Source organism: Dactylosporangium sp. NPDC051541, assembly GCF_044454505.1.
GTDB lineage: Bacteria > Actinomycetota > Actinomycetes > Mycobacteriales > Micromonosporaceae > Dactylosporangium.
Genome location: NZ_JBITDU010000019.1, coordinates 38,306 through 56,501, shown reverse-complemented (window position 1 = coordinate 56,501; position 18,196 = coordinate 38,306). Strand labels below are relative to the sequence as shown.

Sequence of the window (18,196 nt, the reverse complement as noted above, 5' to 3'; positions counted from 1 at the left end):
ACACCGTGTTCGGACGCGTACGGCGACGGGTGGCGGATCTGCGGATCGCCACCAAGATCGTCAGCGTGTCCCTGGTCGTGACCGCGATCTTCACCGCGTCCGGCGTCGTCGGCCTGGTCAACCTCCAGCGCCTCGTCGACGAGCAGGACCGCGAGTATCGGGTCAACGTCGTCGCCCTGGACAAGATGACCACCGTCCGCTCCGCCGTCGGCGCCCAGCTCGAGGCGGTCCTGGCCTACATCCTGTCGGAGCCCGGCTTCTACCGCGACACCTACGCCGAGATCATCACCGAGTCCGACCAGGACATCGACGCCCGCATCGCCGAACTGCGGGCCATCGCCCTGCCGCAGTCCGAGCAGACCGGCCTCAAGGCGTTCGCCGCCACCGTCACCATGTGGCGCACCGCCCGCCAGGCCGCCCTCGACGCCGCCAACGCCGGCGACCAGCAGAAGGCGGCCCAGGTCGTCCTCGTGCGGTCCGAGGCCATCGCCCGGGCCGTGAAGGACCGCGCCAACTCGTTCCTGGACCAGCTCGTCGAGGCCGTCGCCGACGGTGCCCGGCGGGCCAAGGCCAACGGCATCCGCAACACCCAGCTCACCGCGGCCCTGCTCGCGGCGGGCGCGCTCACCGCGATCCTGCTCGCCGTGCTCACCGCCCGGGCCATCTCCCGCCCGCTGCGCGAGGTCGTCGACGTCCTGGCCCGGGTCGCGCGGGGCGACCTGAGCCGGCGGGTCGACATGGACCGCGGCGACGAGGTCGGCCAGATGGGCCGCTCACTCAACGAGACCCTCGGCGTGCTGCGGGCCGCCTTCGAGGAGGTCCACCATCGGGCCTCGCACGACGGCCTCACGGGCCTCGCCAACCGCGCCCTGCTCCGCGAACGCATCGCCGCCGCCCGCCCCAACGCCGCCGCCGGGAACCGCCCGGTCGCCATGCTCCTCATCGACCTGGACGGCTTCAAACAGGTCAACGACGCCTACGGCCACAACGCCGGCGACTTCCTGCTCACCGTCGTCGCCGAACGCCTCCTGGCCGGTGTCCGCACCGCCGACACCGTGGCCCGCCTCGGCGGCGACGAGTTCGCCGTCCTCCTCGACGGCGTCGACTCGGCCGAGGACGTCTACCTGATCGCCGACCGGCTCTGCACCGACCTGCAGGAGCCGGCCGTCTACCGCGACGGCTGCGTCATCACCCCACGGGCCAGCATCGGCGTCAGCGTGTGGGACGGCGAGACCCCGATCGACGCCCTCATGCACGACGCCGACCAGGCGATGTACGCCGCCAAGACCGGCGGCAAGGGCCGCGTCGTGCACGCGTAGCGCCCTAGATGGACACCCAGCCGTCGAAGCCGCTGGGGGACATGCAGTGCACGCGGTTGCTCAGTCTCAGAGACGGATCGCTCTGGTACCGCTTGGCCAGGGTCCGTTCCGCGTCGACGTCCCCGCGATCGGCCGACAGCAGCAGCTCGGCCAGCTCGTCGGCGGTCCGGTCGGTGATCGCGCCCCACTGGTCCCACAGCAGTGCCTCGTCGCACTGCCGGTGGGCGACCTCCAGCAGCACGTTGTCGAGGAGGAACTGGTGCCCGCGGAACGGCAGCCCCGGGTCCACGCCGTAGCGGTCGGCGTCGATCAGGCCGCGGCGGTGGGCGGTCCACGCCTGCGCGGCGGTGACGAACAGCGGCAGGTCGGCGGTGTTGAACGGGTAGTCGTCCGGCTCGAGCTGGGCGTCGGCGAGGACCCACCGGCGGCCGTTCCAGTATTCGGCGACGACGTGGTCGTAGTTCCAGTCCTCGGCGAAGTATGGCGAGAACCCGACCCGGCTGCGCGCCGGCACCCCCCGCCGCCGCAGCGCCGCGATCGTCAGCAGCGTGAAGTCCCGGCAGCACCCGAGGACCCGCTCCGCGACCGGCCGCGGCTCGCGCAGCGCCGACGGGAACCGCCCCTGGTCGAGCTCCAGCATCCGCGACGCCCACCGCGAGTCGATCTCCGCCAGCCGCGCCTGGTCGAACGACACCCCCGAGGCCCGGTAGTGCACCAGGACGTTTCGCACGCCCGCCATCAACCCGGGAACATCCTCGGGCAGCTCATCAAGAAGCCCCCCGAACCGCCCCGGCTCGCTGAAGCGCGACTGCTCGCGGTACCGCTGCAACATGGTTCGAACCTAACAACTTTTTCGCAGGATCCGCCCGAGGGCGGCGTGGGCTTTTGCGGCCGGGTGGGTGGGGCCGTAGTCGTCCGGGGCTGGTAGAGCGGTTGTGAACAGGCTGTAGACCAGGGCCGGGGTTTCGTTCTCGGCGAACATGATGCCGGCCTCGTGGCGGGCCGCGCCCCCCGCGTCGTGGTCGGCGCCGTGTTTCGTGGCTACGCTTCTGCGGGCGGGGCCGGACAGGTCGTGGCGGATGCCGTCGTGGTAGCCGGAGGGGGAGCGCAGGACGTTCAGCATGAACGCGGTGCCGGCGCGGCTCAGCAGGGTGCCGGCGGCCAGGCGGGTCAGCAGGTCGTGGGTCTCGCGGGGCGTGGTGTCGCCGAGGTAGAAGCGGGCCGGGTCCGGGGTCGGCTCCACGCGGGTGCGTTCGAAGCCGAGAGCCGCCAGGGTTTCGTTGACCTCCGCGGCCGGGACCAGCCGTCCGCACAGGCGGACCGCGGTGTTGTCGGAGACCAGGAGCATGGCGGTGAGGACGCCGGCGGCCGTGAGGTCGTCGCCGACGGCGGGCTGCAGGTGATACAGGCCGCTGCCGCCCAGGATGTCCTCCTCGCGCAGCCGGATGCGGCGCTCGAGCGGGACCCGGGTCAGGACGGCGGCCGCCACGAACAGCTTCTGGATGCTGTAGCCCTTGACGAGCTCGTTGTCGCGGTCGGCGACGACCGGCCCGCCGTGCAACGAGATCCTGGCGTGCCACGTGCCACCGGCCGCGGACTTGGCCCTCGTGTAGGCCCGGCGAATCCGGGTGACGGCCGACGGTGCGTTCACCCGCCGCAGTTTAGGGTGCTCGGCATGGACCTGGTGGCATACCTGCAGCGGCTGACCTTCGCCGACCGCAGCGCCGACGAGGTCACGGAGCTGCTGATCGAGGCCACCGTCGAATGGGCGAAGAGCGAGGGCTGGCGGGTGTACCGTCGTGCGTCGAGCGTCGTGCCACTGCCCCCGCCGTACGAGAAGCAGTTCTCCGTCGTCGACGTCGGGATCGCGCGGCCGGGCCGGCCGCCGCTCGTCGTCGAGGTCGACCACGCCGATCGGAAGCGAACCCTCGACAAGCTCGTCGCCGAGGCGGCCGCCGGGCGGGAGGCGCTGTGGGTGCGGTGGGGGTCGGGGCGGTTCGCGACCCCGCCGGAGCCGATCCGCCTCGTCCCGTTCCCGGTCGTCTCCCGCCGCGGGCCGAACGGCAAGCAGGTCCACTCGCACACGGCGGGCCTGGATCGGCCCGCGCCCGAGCATTCGGCGGCGGCCGGGGAGTATCAGATCGTGGCCATGGACCCCGATCAGGACGGCGGCTGATCCCGATACAGCTGCTCGAACAGCGGCATCGGGTCCAATGTCGCGTAGGAGCGGACCCGGGTGGCGAGGTTCTCGGTGACGAGCAGGGCCGCGCAGTTGCGGTCCACGACGATGACCAGCGGCCGTCTGCGGGTCTCCGGCGCGAACGTGACGACGAAGCTGAGCTGGTCGGTGAACGCCACCCGCAGGCAGGCCTGGTCGGTCTGGGGCGCGGGCAGGGTGTTGAGCAGCTGGACGAACGCGGCGACGGACTCGGCCCGGTGCAGGACCTCGGGCGGGGCGACGGCCGGGCCCGGGGTCTCCAGCAGCGTGTCGCAGCGGGTGATGGTGTCGGCGCCGTAGGCGACGAACTCGCCGCCGGCGTCCTGGGGCAGGACGCCGCTGCCGAGGCGGGGGATCGTCGCACAGTCGACGGCCTGGGCGCCCGGGCCGGAGACGACCGGGGAAGGGTACGCCGCCGGCGGCTCCATCGACGGTGATGCCGACGGGTTCAGCGGCGGCGGGAGGCCGACGGCCGACCGGGCGGCGACGAACGTCAGCCCCGCGGCGGTGGCCGCCGCGACCAGCGTGAGCGTGATCGAAGTGCGCATGACACTACTGAGTGTAGTTGTTTGAACGGTGGACGTCTTGAAGACAGCGTGAGGTTGCACGGAAGTCGCGTACTGTCGGTGATCGGACCTGACCGATGCACGACAGCATGTGTAGCTCAGAATTGCCCGGGTGAGCCCGACGCCCACCACTGCCCCGGTCGTCATCCCGCGGCAGCGGCCCCAGGAAACCGCCGGACCCATCGGACCCGCACCACCCGTCGCGACCCCACCTCACCGCACCCGGTTCGTGACGGCCGGGCTCGTGCTCGCCGGCCTCGCCGTGATGCTGCTGGGCTACCTGCGCCTGGCCCGCGCCAACGGCACCAACGCCGACGGCGCGGCCAATGCCCTGCAGGGCTGGGACATCCTCCACGGCAACGTGTTCCTCTCGGGGTGGACGCTCAGCGATGTCTCCTTCTTCCCGACGGAGCTGGTGCAGTACACCCTGATCGAGCTCTTTTATGGTCTTGACCCGGACGTCGTGCACGTCGCCGCGGCCACCACCTACGTGCTGCTCATCGTGTTCGCGGCGCTCGCCGCACGAGGGGACGCGACGGGACGTGCGGCGTGGGTGCGGGTGGCGGTCGTCGTCGCGGTGATGCTGGTGCCGGAGCCGCACGCCGGGTGGTCGATCGTGCTCAACACCCCGGACCACACCGGGACCGGGGTGCCGCTGCTGCTGACCGCCCTGCTCGTCGACCGGCGGGCCGTGTTCCGCCGCTGGTGGCCGGTCGCGGTGACGGCCGTCCTCGCGGTCGCGCAGCTGGGCGACCCCCTCGCCATGTACATCGGGGCGATACCCCTCGCCCTCGTCAGCGTCGTGCGGCTGGTCTGGTCGAAGCACCGCAAGGCGCTCGACGCCCACCTGCTGGTGGCTGCGGTCGCGTCGATCCTCATCGCGCACGCCGCGGTGAAACTGATCGGTTTCTTCGGCGGCTACCAGGTGCACCCGCCGATCGCGGAGTTCACGGAGCTCGAGGACGTCCCGGAGCACCTGGATCTGCTGTGGCGCACCGTCTCCATCGACTACGGCGCCTACTTCCCATACCTCGGCGAGGACTGGCGGGCCCTCTTCGCCACCGCCGCGGCGATCAAGGTCGCGCTGCTGCTGGCGGCCGCGGCCGCGGTCCTGGTGACGGTCGGGCGGCTGCTGCGCCGCGACCGCGAGCCCGACCGGGTGGCCCAGTGGCTGGCGGTGGCGATCCTGGTCAACCTGGCCGCCTACGTGGCCTCGACCCAGGCCGGGGACATGGCCAGCGCCCGCCAGGTGGTGGCCGTGCTGCCCTTCGGCGCGGTCCTGATCGCCCGGACCTTCGCCGACCGGATCAAGGTCTCCGGCCGCAACCGGATCGTCGCCGGCCTGGTCGCGGCCGTGCTCATCGGCGCGTTCGCCGCCCAGACGGCGATCGCCCGGCCGGCACCGACCGAGGCCGCCGAGGTGGCGGCCTGGCTGGAGCGCAACGACCTGCGCTACGGCCTCGGCGCCTACTGGGCGTCGAACAGCATCACGGTGCAGACCGGCGGGCGCGTGCGGGTGGCGCCGATCGTCGACGAATACCCGCGGGCGTTCCACTGGGAGTCGCGCCGCGAGTGGTTCGACCCCCGCCGGCACGACGCCCGGTTCGTCGTCGTCGACCGCGAGCTGGAGCGCTACGGCACGCTGAGCGGTGTCGTGCTACGGCTGGGCCCGCCGGTGCGGCAGGTCGACTTCCAGCGCTGGACCGTGCTCGTCTACGACCACAACGTCCTGCCCTACCTGCCCCGCCATCAGCTGGTCTGAGCGGCGGTCTCGGCCGCCTTGCGCAATCCCTCGGCCTCCATCCGGATGTACCGCCGGATCAGGCTCGAATACAGGAGCGTGACGATCCGGGCGAGGGGTCCGGCGAACGACAGCGTCAGCTCGGCCGTGCACGTGCCGTCGCCGTTGTCCGTCGCCCAGTGACCGCCGACGTTGCGGATGCCGGGCGCCGAGTCCGACGTCCACTCGAAGCCGCCGGTGTCTACCTTGGTCACGGTCCAGGTGGCCGGGCGGAGTTTGGGCTGGGTGACGACCACGGTCTCGCCGACCGTCAACGGGCCTGCACTGGACCGGACCGCCGAAGACACGGAGGCGGTCCAGGAGGGCCACTCCTGAACCGCCTTCATGATGTCGCCGGCCACGGACGCCGGGGCCGCGATGGTGATGGTGTCGCGGAAATCCACGCTCATCCCAGCAGCGTAGAACCGCCTAGCCGAGCTTGAGCCAGAGGGCACCGAGGGGTGGGACGCGGATCTCGGCCGACGCGGGCAACCCGTTGCGCGGCTCGCCGGACGCCTCGACCGAGCCCATGTTGCCGACGCCGGAGCCGCCGTAGACGTCGGCGTCGGTGTTGAGGATCTCCTGCCAGCGGCCGGTGAACGGCAGGCCGATGCGGTACCCCTCGTGCGGGTGGGCGGCGAAGTTGACCACGACCGCGACGACCGAGCCGTCCGCACCCCAGCGCAGGTAGCTGAACACGTTGCCGGCGGAGTCGTCGTTGTTGATCCAGCGGAACCCGTCGGGCGTGATGTCCTGGGTCCACAGCGCGGGTGTCGCCCGGTACACCTTGTTGAGGTCCTGCACGAGCCGCTGCAGGCCGCCCCGCAGCGGGTCGTCGAGCAGGCCCCAGTTGAGGCCCCGCTCCTCGCTCCACTCCTGCTCGTCGCCCAGCTCACAGCCCATGAACAGCAGCTGCTTGCCGGGGAACGACCACATGTAGGCCAGCAGCGCGCGGGTGTTGGCGATCTTCTTCCAGAAGTCGCCGGGCATCTTGCCGACCAGGGAGCCCTTGCCGTGCACGACCTCGTCGTGGCTGATCGGCAGGACGTAGTTCTCGCTCCACGCGTAGACGGTCGCGAACGTCATCTGGTTGTGGTGGTACTGGCGGTAGATCGGGTCCTTGCCGGCGTACGACAGCGTGTCGTGCATCCAGCCCATGTTCCACTTGAAGCCGAAGCCGAGCCCGCCGGAGTCGGTGGTGCGGGTGACGCCGAGCCACGCCGTCGACTCCTCGGCGATCATCATGATGCCGGGGTGGTGCTTGTAGACGGTCGCGTTCGCCTCCTGCAGGAAGGAGATCGCGTCGAGGTTCTCCCGGCCGCCGTACTGGTTGGGCGCCCACTGCCCGTGCTCGCGGGAGTAGTCCAGGTACAGCATCGAGGCGACCGCGTCGACCCGCAGCGCGTCCGCGTGGAACTCGTCGCACCAGTACAGGGCGTTGGCGACGAGGAAGTTGCGGACCTCGCTGCGCCCGAAGTCGAAGATCAGCGTGCCCCAGTCGGGGTGCTCGCCGCGCCGCCAGTCGCCGTGCTCGTAGAGCGGGGTGCCGTCGAAGCGGGCCAGGGCCCACGCGTCCTTGGGGAAGTGGGCCGGCACCCAGTCCAGGATCACGCCGATGTCGGCCTGGTGGAGCCGGTCGACGAGGTGGCGGAACTCGTCCGGGGAGCCGAACCGCGCGGTCGGCGCGAAGTAGCCGGTGACCTGGTAGCCCCAGGAGCCGCCGAACGGATGCTCCATCACCGGCAGGAACTCGACGTGGGTGAAGCCCATGTCGGTCACGTACTCGGTGAGCTGGTCGGCCAGCTCGGTGTAGGTGAGGCCGGGCCGCCACGAGCCGAGGTGCACCTCGTAGACGCTGATCGGCTGCTCGTGGCTGCGCTTCTCGGCCCGGGCGGCGATCCAGTCGCCGTCCTTCCAGTCGTAGGCCGACGCGTAGACGACGCTCGCGGTGGCGGGCGGGGTCTCGGTGTGCTGCGCGAGCGGGTCGGCCTTCTCCACCCAGTCGTTGTCCGGGGTCAGGAGCCGGAATTTGTACTTCTGGCCCGCACCCGCCCCCGGGACGTACAGCTCCCACACGCCGCTGCCGCCGAGCGAGCGCATCGGCAGGCCGTCGTGCGGGCCCCAGCCGGTGAAGTCGCCGACGACCCGCACGCCGCGGGCGTTGGGCGCCCACACCGCGAACGCGACGCCGTCGTCGTGGACCTGGGCGCCGAGGACCTTCCACAGCTTCTCGTGCCGGCCCTCCTGGATGAGGTGCAGGTCGAGCTCGCCGAGGGTCGGCAGGTGCCGGTACGGGTCGTCGTGCAGCGTGCCGTCGGCGTCGATGCGGTAGTCGTCGACGACGCCGGGGATCTCGGCCTCGAAGACGCCCTCGCCGTGCACCTTGGTCATCGGGTAGCGCTCGCCGCCGGTCACGACCGCCACGTCGCCGGCGCCACGGCGCAGGACCCGCACGACGGTGACGTCGTTGCCGGCCTGGTCGGCCGGGTGGGCGCCGAGGATGCCGTGCGGGTCGTGTGCCCGGCCGGCGATGAGGTCGTCGAGATTCATAGGAGTGCTCACCTTGTCGTCAGGTCGGAACCGTTCACCATGCGCTCGATCGACTGCAGCGGGATGCGCAGCCAGCCCGGCCGGTATCGCGCCTCGTACGCGCTCTCGTAGACCGCCTTGTCGAGCTCGTAGGCACGCAGCAGGGCCCGGTCCTCCCGCGGGTCGTATCCGGCGGCGGCAGCATAGCCGTCGCAGAATGCGTCCCGGTTACGGTCGACCCACTGCCGGGCCCGGCGGCCCAGCTCCTCATCGTCCTCCTGCCCGAGCAGCAGCTGGTAGGCCGCGTACTCGTAGGAGCGCAACATGCCGGCGACGTCCCGCAGTACCGAATCCGGCTTCCGTCGCTCTTCGACCGGGACACCGGGCTCCCCCTCGAAGTCGATGAGCAGCCACGACTCGGGGGTCCGCAGCACCTGCCCGAGGTGCAGGTCGCCGTGGATGCGCTGGGTCCGGACCGGCTCCGCACCGAGCGTGCGGAACAGCTCCGCGATGTCGTCGGCCATCGGCCGCAGGTCGGGGACGACCGCGAGGGCGGTGTCGAGCCGGGCCAGCATCGCCTCGACGGGCGGCGGGGCGGTTTCGGTGCCGAGTTCGGCGGCGAGGGTACTGTGCACGTGCGCGACGGCCTCGCCGAGCCGGTTGGACTCGCCGGCGAAGTCGCCCCCCACGTCCTCGGGGTTGAGGTCGTGCTCGGCGTAGAGGTCCCGGGCGCTGGTCGTGGCCATCGCCCAGCCCTCGGCCGAGTTCTGCGCATACTCGGTGACCATGGCGAGGGTCAGGTCGTCCTGCTCGATCGCGCCCAGCAGGCGGGCCACGTTCGGGCAGCCGGCCCGGGCCAGGACCCGGTTGAGCTCGAGGTCCGGGTTGATGCCCGGAGTCACCCGGCGGAAGACCTTGAGGATGGCCGCGGTGTCGAACACGACGCTGCTGTTGCTCTGCTCGGCCCCGGTGATCCGGGCCGGCGCGTCGACGGGCAGCGCCACCCCGGGCTCGGGGATGAACCGCACGCCCTCGACGACCGCGCCGGTGTCGATCAGCGCCAGGATGCGCTGCGCCGAGTGCTCGTCGTAGAGGGCGTCGGAGGCGGTGCGGTCACCGTCGGCGCCGATCAGGGCGGCCGCGGACAGCTCCGCGGCCACGTCGAGGTTCCAGCCGACGAAGAGCTGGTAGCGCTCCGAGCCGCCGTCCTCGTAGTGCGCGTCGAGCAGCACGTGGTCGAGCCCGTCGGGCAGGTGCGTGACCACGGCCGGTTCGACGTGCGTCAGGGTGCGCGTGCGCCCCGCGTACCACCGCTGATGCGGCAGCCAGTCGGTGTACGGCAGAGAAGTCATGGCTCTCCTCTAGCTCTGCTCTACCGGCGCGGTCAGCTGGAACCAGTAGAAACCGTGTCCCGGCAGGGTCAGCAGATACGGCAGCTGACCGATCGGCGGGAACTGGACGTGCCCCGTGAGCTCTATCGGCGTGTACCCGGCCCACGGCTGCAGATTGAGCTCGATCGGCTGGGGGAAGCGGGACAGATTGTTCACGCACAGCACGACGTCCTCGCCGTGCACCCGGACGAACGCCAGGACCGACGGGTTGGACCCGCCGAGCTCGCGGAACTCGCCGGCCGCGAACGCCTCGTGGCGGCGGCGGACCTGCAGCATCGTGCGGGTCCAGTTGAGCAGCGAGGTCGAGCTCTCCTTCTGCGCCTCCACGTTGACCGACTGGTAGCCGTAGACGTGGTCCTGGATCGCCGGCAGGTACAGCCGCCCGGGGTTGGCCTGGGAGAAGCCGGCGTTGCGGTCCGGGGTCCACTGCATCGGGGTCCGCACGCCGTCGCGGTCGCCGAGCCAGATGTTGTCGCCCATGCCGATCTCGTCGCCGTAGTACAGCACCGGCGAGCCGGGCAGCGACAGCAGCAGCGCGGTGAACAGTTCGATCTGGTTGCGGTCGTTCTCCAGCAGCGGGGCCAGCCGGCGCCGGATGCCGACGTTGGCGCGCATCCGCGGGTCCTTGGCGTACTCCGCGTACATGTAGTCGCGCTCCTCGTCGGTGACCATTTCCAGGGTCAGCTCGTCGTGGTTGCGCAGGAAGATGCCCCACTGGCAGTTGCCGGGGATCTGCGGGGTGTGTGCCAGGATCTCCGAGATCGGGAAGCGCGACTCGCGCCGCACGGCCATGAAGATGCGCGGCATGAGCGGAAAGTGGAAGGCCATGTGGCACTCGTCGCCGTCGCCGAAGTACTCCACGACGTCGGCCGGCCACTGGTTGGCCTCGGCCAGCAGCACCCGCCCCGGGAACTCGTCGTCGATGACCTTGCGGCAGCGGCGCAGGAACTCGTGCGTCTCCGGCAGGTTCTCGCAGTTGGTGCCCTCGGACTCGAAGAGGTACGGCACCGCGTCGAGCCGGAACCCGTCGATGCCCAGGTCGAGCCAGAACCGCAGCGCGTCGATCATCTCGCGCTGGACGTCCGGGTTGGCGTAGTTGAGGTCGGGCTGGTGTGAGAAGAACCGGTGCCAGAAGAACTGCCGGCGCACCGGGTCGAATGTCCAGTTGGACTCCTCGGTGTCCACGAAGATGACCCGGGCGTCGCTGTACGCCTTGTCCGTGTCCGACCAGACGTAGTAGTCGCCGTAGGGGCCGTCGGGGTCGCGGCGGGACTCCTGGAACCATTGGTGCTGGTCCGAGGTGTGGTTCATGACCAGGTCGGTGATGACCCGGATGCCCCGCTTGTGGGCCGCGTCGAGCAGGGCCACGAAATCCTCGACGGTCCCGAACTCCGGCAGCACTTTGTAGAAGTCCCGGATGTCGTACCCGCCGTCGCGCAACGGGGAGTCGTAGAAGGGCGGCAGCCACAGGCAGTCGACGCCGAGCCACTGCAGATAGTCGAGCTGGCCGATGAGCCCCTTCAGGTCGCCGGAGCCGTCGGCGTTGGAGTCGGAGAAGGCGCGGACCAGCACCTCGTAGAACACGGCCCGCTGGAACCAGCCCTCGTCCGCGGGCAGGACCCGCGCCTGGTCGAAGTCGCTGGACGACGGGTGCTCGACTGCGTCGCTCATGCTTAACCTACCTCTTGCTGCCCGTCGTCATCGGTGATGGCTCACCGGTGGCGATGCACCGTGAACACGTGCGCCGGCTCGTAGTAGGGGTCGAGCCGTACGGCGTTGTGCTGTCCCCACTCGAAGGTCGCGCCGGTGATCTCGTCGCGCACCGTGAACCGCTCGTGCCAGTCGAACCCCAGCGCGGGCATGTCCAACGTCGTGTTACCCCACTGCACGTTGTGGGAATCCAGCGACACGATGACCAGGACGGTGTCGTCGGTCTCCGGGTCGCGCTTCGACCAGCACAGGACCTGCTGGTTGTCGATGCCGTGGAACACCGTGTTGCGCAGCCGCTGCAGCGCCTCGTGCTCCCGCCGCACCGCGTTGAGCCGGCGCAGGTAGGGCGCGAGGGACTCGCCGTTGCGCTCGGCCGCCTCCCAGTCGCGCGGGCGCAGCTGGAACTTCTCGTTGTCCAGATACTCCTCGGCGCCCGGCCGGGGGAGGTGTTCGAAGAGCTCGAACCCCGCGTACATGCCCCAGGACGGGCTCAGCAGCGCCGCCAGCACCGCCCGGATCTTGAACATCGGCGGGCCGCCCTGCTGCAGGTGCACCGGCAGGATGTCCGGGGTGTTGGGCCAGAAGTTGGGCCGCATGTAGTCGGCGGCCGCGATGAGCTGCTCGACGTACTCCCGGATCTCCCAGCCCTCGACCCGCCAGGTGAAGTAGGTGTACGACTGGGTGAAGCCGATCTTGCCCAGGCCGTGCATCATCGCCGGGCGGGTGAACGCCTCGGCCAGGAACAGCACGTCCGGGTCGGCCGCCTTGACCTCGCCGATGATCCAGTGCCAGAAGCCGACCGGCTTCGTGTGCGGGTTGTCGACCCGGAAGATCTTCACGCCCTGCTCGACCCAGTGCAGGACCACCCGCAGAATTTCCGCGCGGATGCCCTCGGGGTCGTTGTCGAAGTTCAAGGGATAGATGTCTTGGTACTTCTTGGGCGGGTTCTCGGCGTAGGCGATGCTCCCGTCGGCCCTTGTCGTGAACCACTCGGGGTGCTCGGTGACCCAGGGGTGGTCCGGCGCGCACTGCAGGGCCAGGTCCATCGCGATCTCCACCCCGGCCTCGTGCGCGGCGGCGATGAACTTCTTGAAGTCGTCCAGGGTGCCCAGGTCCGGGTGGATGGCGTCGTGGCCGCCCTCGGCCGCGCCGATCGCCCACGGCGAGCCGACGTCCTGCGGGCCGGCGACCAGCGTGTTGTTGGGCCCCTTGCGGTGCTTGCGGCCGATCGGGTGGATCGGCGGCAGATACACCACGTCGAAGCCCATGGCCGCGACCTGGGCCAGCCGCGGCGTGGCGGAGGCGAAGGTGCCGTGCTTGACCGGCTTGCCGGACTCGTCGACGACCGCACCCTCGGAGCGCGGGAAGAACTCGTACCAGGCCGAGAACAGCGCCCGCTCCCGGTCGCACCACAGCGGCAGCGCGTCGGCCCGGGTCACCTGCTGGCGCAGCGGGTGCCGCCACAGCACGTCGGCGATCCCCAGGGCCGGCGACACCCGGGCGAACAGCGGGATGTCGGCGTCGTCGAGCGCGCCGGCCGCGCCGAGCACCCGGCCCCGCTCCGCCTCGGGCATGTCCTTGGCCGCCTCGCGCAGCAGCGCGGCCCCCTCGACCAGGTCGTTGGCGAGGTCCTCGAGGCCCTGGCCGGCGGCGATCTTCTTGGAGACCGCGCTGTGCCAGGTGAGGTACGGGTCGCTGAACGCCTCGACGGCGAACTGCCAGGCGCCGACCGCGTCCGGCCGTATCTCGCCGAGCCAGGAGTCGGTGCCGGTCGGGCCCGGGCGCAGCCGGTTGAACGGCCGCTCGGTGCCGTCGGGGGCGATGAGCACCACGTTGGTGCCCATCATCGCGTGGCCTTCGCGGTAGGACACGGCGCTGACCGGCACCGCCTCCCCGACGACGGCCTTGGCCGCGAACCGGCCCCCCTCGATCTGCGGGGTGACCTGCTCGATGGGGAACCGCTGCCCGACGCCGACCGCCGGCGCGTGGAAGAACGCGGCCGGCGACTCAGCCGTCTCCTGGGCCTCTACGGGCTCGGCGGACAGGGCGACCTCCGTCTCGGTCAGCGTGGTCGTCGCGATCTCGGTCTTGAGCGCCTCGGGGGGATTGCCCATGATCCTCACCGTATCGAATTGTTCGGGAACCTGCAGCGTTGTCAGAGTTCGACGCGTTGTCCTTTGCCGACTACCACGATGCCCCCTTCGGAGACCGTGAATCGCTCGCGGTCCCGCTCGAGGTCCACGCCGATCTCCGCGCCCTCGGGGACGATCACGTTCTTGTCGAGGATGGCGTTGCGCACCACGGCGTGCCGCCCGATGTCGACCCCCTCCATGATCACCGATCCCTCGACGTGGGCCCACGAGTGCACCTTCACGTTCGGTGACACGACCGAGTTCTCCACCAGCGCCCCGGAGATCACCGCGCCGGGAGAGATCATCGACCCGATCGCCCGGCCGACCCGCTCACCCCAGCCGTGCACGAACTTCGCCGGCGGCCACGGGGTGTTGCCGGTGTAGATCGGCCAGTCGAAGTTGTACAGGTTGAACACCGGCTGCACGTTGATGAGGTCCATGTTGGCCTCGTAGTAGGAGTCGAGGGTCCCGACGTCGCGCCAGTAGCCGCGGTCGCGCTCCGAGGTGCCCGGCACCACGTTCGTGCTGAAGTCGTACACCGCGGCGTCGTTCTTCTCCACGAAGTACGGGATGATGTTGCCGCCCATGTCGTGCTTGCTCGACGCGTCCTGCGCGTCCCGGCTCACGGCGTCGATCAGCGCGTCGGTGGTGAACACGTAGTTGCCCATCGACGCGTAGATCTCGTCCGGGCTGTCGGCCAGGCCCTTCGCGTCCTTGGGCTTCTCCCGGAAGGCGCTGATCTGCCGCCCGCCCTCACCGACCTCGATCACACCGAACTGGTCGGCCATCGACAGCGGCTGACGGATGCCGGCGACCGTCGCGGACGCCCCCGACTCGATGTGCTGGCGCACCATCTGCTCCGGGTCCATCCGGTAGATATGATCGGCGCCGAAGACGATGACGTAGTCGGGCCGCTCGTCGTTGATAAGGTTGAGGCTCTGGTAGATCGCGTCGGCCGACCCGGCGAACCAGCGCGGCCCCAGCCGCTGCTGCGCGGGCACCGGCGTCACGTAGTTCCCCAGCAGCGTCGACATCCGCCACGTCTTCGTCACGTGCCGGTCCAGCGAATGCGACTTGTACTGGGTCAGCACGACCATCTTCAGATAGCCGCCGTTGGCCAGGTTCGACAGGACAAAGTCGATCAAGCGGTAGATGCCGCCGAACGGCACCGCGGGCTTGGCGCGATCCGTGGTCAGCGGCATCAGCCGCTTGCCCTCGCCTCCGGCGAGGACGATCGCGAGGACGTTCTTGGCAGCCATGGGCCAGACGCTAAACGTGTCCGGCGTGTTGCGCCAGACGAACAGCACTTCTGGATCCGTGGGGGAGGCTCCGCCTCCACCCACACCCCCTCCCGATCCACGCCACCACGCCCCGGCCGCCCGGTGCTGAGCCGCACCGCCTCGCCAGGGCACGCTCCAACGCCGCCCCCGCCGAGCCGCCCAGCCAGCCCCCGCCCGCACCGACCTGCCTGGCCCGCGCCGGACCTGCTCCGTCCGCGTCGAGCCGTGCCGCGTCGAGCCGTCCGAGCCGAGCTGCTCCGTCCGCGCCGAACCTCCAGGCCGAGCCGCGTTAAGCCGCGCCGCGCCGAGCCATGCCGTGCCGCGCCGAGCCGTCCCGCTGCTCCGAGCCGTGCCGCGTCGAGCTGCTCCGTCCGCGTCGAGCCATGCCGAGCCGTGCCGTGCCGTGCCGCGCGGAGCCGTGCCGCGCCGGGCGGAGCCGTGCCGTGCCGCGCCGCGCCGCGCGGAGCCGTGCCGTGCCGCGCCGCGCGGAGCCGTGCCGTGCCGCGCCGCGCCGCGCGGAGCCGTGCCGTGCCGCGCCGCGCCGCGCGGAGCCGTGCCGTGCCGCGCCGCGCCGCGCGGAGCCGTGCCGCGCCGCTGCGCCGAGCCGTGCCGCGTCGAGCTGCGCCGCCGGCGACGGCATGCCGCGCCGAGCCATGCCGCGCCGAGCCGTCCCGCTGCTCCGCGCGGAGCCGCGCCGCGCCGCGCAGAGCCGTGCCGCTGCGGCGAGCCGTGCCGCTTCGAGCTGCGCCGGCGACGGCATGCCGCGCTCGGGGTCAGGCCGAGACTCTGTCGGCGGCCGGGTTGTGGATGGTGAAGGTCAGACGGGAGCCGGAGTCGGTGATGTCGACGGTCACGGTGGCGCCTGGGGTCAGGGTGGCGTCGAGGAGGCGGGTGGAGAGTTCGGTTTCCAGGTCGCGTTGGATGGCTCGGCGCAGTGGGCGGGCGCCCAGTCTGGGGTCCTGGCCGGCCTCGGCCAGGTGGAGGCGGGCGGCGTCGGTGACGGTCAGGGTGATGCCGCGGGCGTCCAGCTCCAGTGTGACGCGGGTCAGGTGGTGGTTGACGATCTCCAGCAGCTGCAGGGTGGTCAGCGGGTGGAAGACCAGGACGTCGTCGATGCGGTTCAGGAACTCGGGGCGGAAGTGGCGGGCGAGGTCGCGGGCGAAGGCGGTCGTCGACGGGGTGGGGGCGGAGCTGGCGGCGGTGGGGGCGGAGCTGGCGGCGGCGGTGGCGGCGACGCCGGGGGGCGTGGGGGCGGAGCTTGGGGGAGTGGGGGCGGAGCTGGCGGAGGTGGGCGCGACGCCGGCGGGGGTGAGGGCGAAGCTGTCTGGGGCGGGGGCGAAGCCGGCGGGAGTGGCGGCGGTGCCTAGGTTGGTGGTCAGGATGACGATGGTGTGGCGGAAGTCGGTTTTGTGGCCCTGGGCGTCGGTGAGGTGGCCGTCCTCGAGGATCTGCAGCAGGGCGTTGAAGACGTCCGGGTGGGCCTTCTCGATCTCGTCGAACAGGATGACCGAGAAGGGGCGGCGGCGGACGCGCTCTGTCAGCTGGCCGCCCTCGTCGTGGCCCACGTAGCCGGGCGGGGCGCCGACCAGGCGGGAGACCGTGTGGTGGTCGTGGTATTCCGACATGTCCAGCTGGATCAGCGCGTCCTCAGTGCCGAACAGATGCTCGGCCAAGGCCTTTGCCAACGAGGACTTTCCTACGCCGGACGGGCCCGCGAAGATGAAGCTCGCCGTCGGGCGTTTCGGGTCGCTCAGGCCGGTGCGGGCCCTCCGGATGGCCTGCGCTACCGCCGCCACCGCGTGCTGCTGCCCGACCACCCGGTGGTGCAGCATCGACTCCAAGGCCAGCAGGCGCGTCGCCTCGTCGGCGGACAGGGCGCCCACTGGGATGCCGGTCCATGCGGCCAGGACCTCGGCGATGTGGTTGCGGTCGACCAGCAACGATGACGGCACCACGGACGTTGACGCGGACGGAGACGGAGCGGCGGCGGACAGGGCGGCCCTCGCGCCGGACTCGTCCAGCAGGTCGATGGCCTTGTCCGGGAGACGGCGGTCGGGGACGTAGCGGTCGGACAGGGTGACGGCGGCGCTCAGGGCGTCGTCGGTGTAGGTCACGCCGTGGTGGGACTCGTAGCTCGCGCGCAGGCCGTGCAGGATCGAGATGGACTCCGGCACCGTCGGCGGCACCACCTCCACCTGCTGGAACCGGCGGTCCAGGGCGCCGTCCTTGGCGATGAAGCGGCGGTATTCGTCCGTCGTCGTCGCGCCGATCGTCTGCAGCTCGCCCCGGGCCAGCAGCGGCTTGAGCAGCGTCGCGGCGTCGATGGCGCCCTCCGCGGCGCCGGCCCCGACCAGGGTGTGGATCTCGTCGATGAAGACGATGACGTCGCCGCGGGTGCGGATCTCCTTGATGACCTTGCGCAGGCGCTCCTCGAAGTCGCCGCGGTAGCGGGAGCCGGCGACCAGGGAGCCCAGGTCCAGGGTGTAGACGCTGCGGCCCGCCAGGGAGGCGGGCACCTCGCCGGCGGCGATGCGCTGGGCCAGGCCCTCGACCACCGCGGTCTTCCCGACGCCGGGCTCGCCGGTCAGGATCGGGTTGTTCTTGCGGCGGCAGGTGAGGATCTGCACGACCCGCTCGATCTCCCGGTCGCGGCCGATCACCGGATCGAGGTCCCCGTTGCGGGCGGCCGCGGTCAGGTCGTGACCGAATTGATCAAGAGTTGGCGACGAGGCGGGCGCGGCGGGCGCGGCGGGCGCGGCGGGCGCGGCCGCCGCGGGGTGCCCCGTCAGACCGTCCATGATCTGGGCGCGCAGCGCGTTGGGTGCGGCCCCGAGGCGGATCATGACCTGGAACGCGGTGCCCTCGCCGTCGCGGATCAGCCCGAGCAGGATGTGCTCGGTGCAGACGTGGTTGTGGCCCAGGCGCAGCGATTCCCGCAGGGCCAGCTCCAGGATTCTCTTCGCCCTGGGCGTGAACGGGATGTGGGCGATCGGGGCGGACGGGCCCAGGCCGACGATCTCCTCGACCTCCCGGCGGGCCGCCTCGAGGGTGACGCCGAGGCCGCGCAGGGCGGCCGCCGCTATCCCCTCGCCCTCCTGGAGCAGGCCCAGCAGCAGGTGCTCGGAGCCCAGATAGTTGTGGTTGAGGACGCGGGCGGACTCCTGGGCCAGCAGGACGACCCGGCGGGCCCGGTCCGTGAAACGCTCGAACATCCGGCGCCTTCCCGGGCGGGCGACGAAACGGCACCCGCCCTCGCAGCAGTGGAGGGAAG

General features: G+C 71.2%; 13 protein-coding genes. 3 read left to right on the top strand and 10 right to left on the bottom strand.

Annotated elements, in window-relative coordinates; translation table 11 throughout:
* The first annotated feature begins 5 nt into the window (after positions 1–5).
* Positions 6–1,319: a diguanylate cyclase domain-containing protein gene (locus ACIA8L_RS47840; protein WP_395915619.1), complete on the top strand. Its 1,314-nt coding sequence runs from the start codon at positions 6–8 to the stop codon at positions 1,317–1,319.
* Between the two features lie 4 nt (positions 1,320–1,323).
* On the opposite strand, the gene ACIA8L_RS47835 is transcribed toward ACIA8L_RS47840, so the two are convergent.
* Positions 1,324–2,151, bottom strand: coding sequence for a transglutaminase-like domain-containing protein (locus tag ACIA8L_RS47835; RefSeq protein WP_395915617.1), 828 nt, complete (start codon positions 2,149–2,151; stop codon positions 1,324–1,326).
* 9 nt (positions 2,152–2,160) lie between these two features.
* Entirely contained in the window at positions 2,161–2,970 is an 810-nt protein-coding gene (locus ACIA8L_RS47830; protein WP_395915615.1) for a serine hydrolase, read from the bottom strand.
* A gap of 24 nt (positions 2,971–2,994) precedes the next feature.
* Here ACIA8L_RS47830 and ACIA8L_RS47825 point away from each other — a divergent pair, with 24 nt between their 5' ends.
* Positions 2,995–3,495 carry a hypothetical protein gene (locus ACIA8L_RS47825; protein WP_395915613.1) on the top strand — a complete coding sequence of 167 codons (501 nt, stop codon included), beginning with the start codon at positions 2,995–2,997 and terminating at the stop codon, positions 3,493–3,495.
* Here ACIA8L_RS47825 and ACIA8L_RS47820 read toward each other — a convergent pair.
* Positions 3,480–4,085 (bottom strand): hypothetical protein, encoded by a 606-nt coding sequence (locus tag ACIA8L_RS47820; protein WP_395915611.1) that lies wholly within the window; start codon positions 4,083–4,085, stop codon positions 3,480–3,482. The two genes, ACIA8L_RS47825 and ACIA8L_RS47820, sit on opposite strands and share 16 nt — an antisense overlap.
* Positions 4,086–4,215: 130 nt before the next feature.
* On the opposite strand from ACIA8L_RS47820, the gene ACIA8L_RS47815 reads away from it, so the two are divergent.
* Positions 4,216–5,865 (top strand): hypothetical protein, encoded by a 1,650-nt coding sequence (locus ACIA8L_RS47815; RefSeq protein ID WP_395915609.1) that lies wholly within the window; start codon positions 4,216–4,218, stop codon positions 5,863–5,865.
* On the opposite strand, the gene ACIA8L_RS47810 is transcribed toward ACIA8L_RS47815, so the two are convergent.
* From ACIA8L_RS47810 to ACIA8L_RS47780, 7 genes are all read right to left on the bottom strand, one after another.
* A complete protein-coding gene (locus ACIA8L_RS47810; protein WP_395915607.1) occupies positions 5,853–6,293 on the bottom strand; it encodes an SRPBCC family protein in 441 nt (146 codons plus the stop codon). The genes ACIA8L_RS47815 and ACIA8L_RS47810 overlap by 13 nt on opposite strands.
* Before the next feature lie 19 nt (positions 6,294–6,312).
* The gene (gene glgB, locus ACIA8L_RS47805; protein WP_395915605.1) at positions 6,313–8,433 is read right to left on the bottom strand and encodes a 1,4-alpha-glucan branching protein GlgB; all 2,121 of its coding nucleotides are present in this window, start codon (positions 8,431–8,433) and stop codon (positions 6,313–6,315) included.
* 8 nt (positions 8,434–8,441) lie between these two features.
* On the bottom strand, positions 8,442–9,764 hold the full coding sequence (locus tag ACIA8L_RS47800; RefSeq protein ID WP_395915603.1) for a maltokinase: 1,323 nt from the start codon (positions 9,762–9,764) through the stop codon (positions 8,442–8,444).
* 9 nt (positions 9,765–9,773) lie between these two features.
* Positions 9,774–11,474, bottom strand: coding sequence for a maltose alpha-D-glucosyltransferase (treS, locus tag ACIA8L_RS47795; protein WP_395915601.1), 1,701 nt, complete (start codon positions 11,472–11,474; stop codon positions 9,774–9,776).
* A 41-nt stretch (positions 11,475–11,515) separates the two neighbouring features.
* The gene (locus tag ACIA8L_RS47790) at positions 11,516–13,627 is read right to left on the bottom strand and encodes an alpha-1,4-glucan--maltose-1-phosphate maltosyltransferase (protein ID WP_395915599.1); all 2,112 of its coding nucleotides are present in this window, start codon (positions 13,625–13,627) and stop codon (positions 11,516–11,518) included.
* A 41-nt stretch (positions 13,628–13,668) separates the two neighbouring features.
* The gene (gene glgC / locus ACIA8L_RS47785) at positions 13,669–14,904 is read right to left on the bottom strand and encodes a glucose-1-phosphate adenylyltransferase (protein ID WP_395915597.1); all 1,236 of its coding nucleotides are present in this window, start codon (positions 14,902–14,904) and stop codon (positions 13,669–13,671) included.
* Between the two features lie 794 nt (positions 14,905–15,698).
* Positions 15,699–18,137 carry an ATP-dependent Clp protease ATP-binding subunit gene (locus ACIA8L_RS47780; RefSeq protein WP_395915595.1) on the bottom strand — a complete coding sequence of 813 codons (2,439 nt, stop codon included), beginning with the start codon at positions 18,135–18,137 and terminating at the stop codon, positions 15,699–15,701.
* Between the last annotated feature and the right edge of the window lie 59 nt (positions 18,138–18,196).

Bases quoted from the DNA above. Each gene is read 5' to 3' on its own strand.
- ACIA8L_RS47835 (WP_395915617.1), bottom strand. From the start codon at position 2,151: ATGTTGCAGCGGTACCGCGAGCAGTCGCGCTTCAGCGAGCCGGGGCGG.
- ACIA8L_RS47825 (WP_395915613.1), top strand. From the start codon at position 2,995: ATGGACCTGGTGGCATACCTGCAGCGGCTGACCTTCGCCGACCGCAGC.
- ACIA8L_RS47820 (WP_395915611.1), bottom strand. From the start codon at position 4,085: ATGCGCACTTCGATCACGCTCACGCTGGTCGCGGCGGCCACCGCCGCG.
- ACIA8L_RS47810 (WP_395915607.1), bottom strand. From the start codon at position 6,293: ATGAGCGTGGATTTCCGCGACACCATCACCATCGCGGCCCCGGCGTCC.
- glgB (WP_395915605.1), bottom strand. From the start codon at position 8,433: ATGAATCTCGACGACCTCATCGCCGGCCGGGCACACGACCCGCACGGC.
- ACIA8L_RS47800 (WP_395915603.1), bottom strand. From the start codon at position 9,764: ATGACTTCTCTGCCGTACACCGACTGGCTGCCGCATCAGCGGTGGTAC.
- treS (WP_395915601.1), bottom strand. From the start codon at position 11,474: ATGAGCGACGCAGTCGAGCACCCGTCGTCCAGCGACTTCGACCAGGCG.
- ACIA8L_RS47790 (WP_395915599.1), bottom strand. From the start codon at position 13,627: ATGGGCAATCCCCCCGAGGCGCTCAAGACCGAGATCGCGACGACCACG.
- glgC (WP_395915597.1), bottom strand. From the start codon at position 14,904: ATGGCTGCCAAGAACGTCCTCGCGATCGTCCTCGCCGGAGGCGAGGGC.
- ACIA8L_RS47780 (WP_395915595.1), bottom strand. From the start codon at position 18,137: ATGTTCGAGCGTTTCACGGACCGGGCCCGCCGGGTCGTCCTGCTGGCC.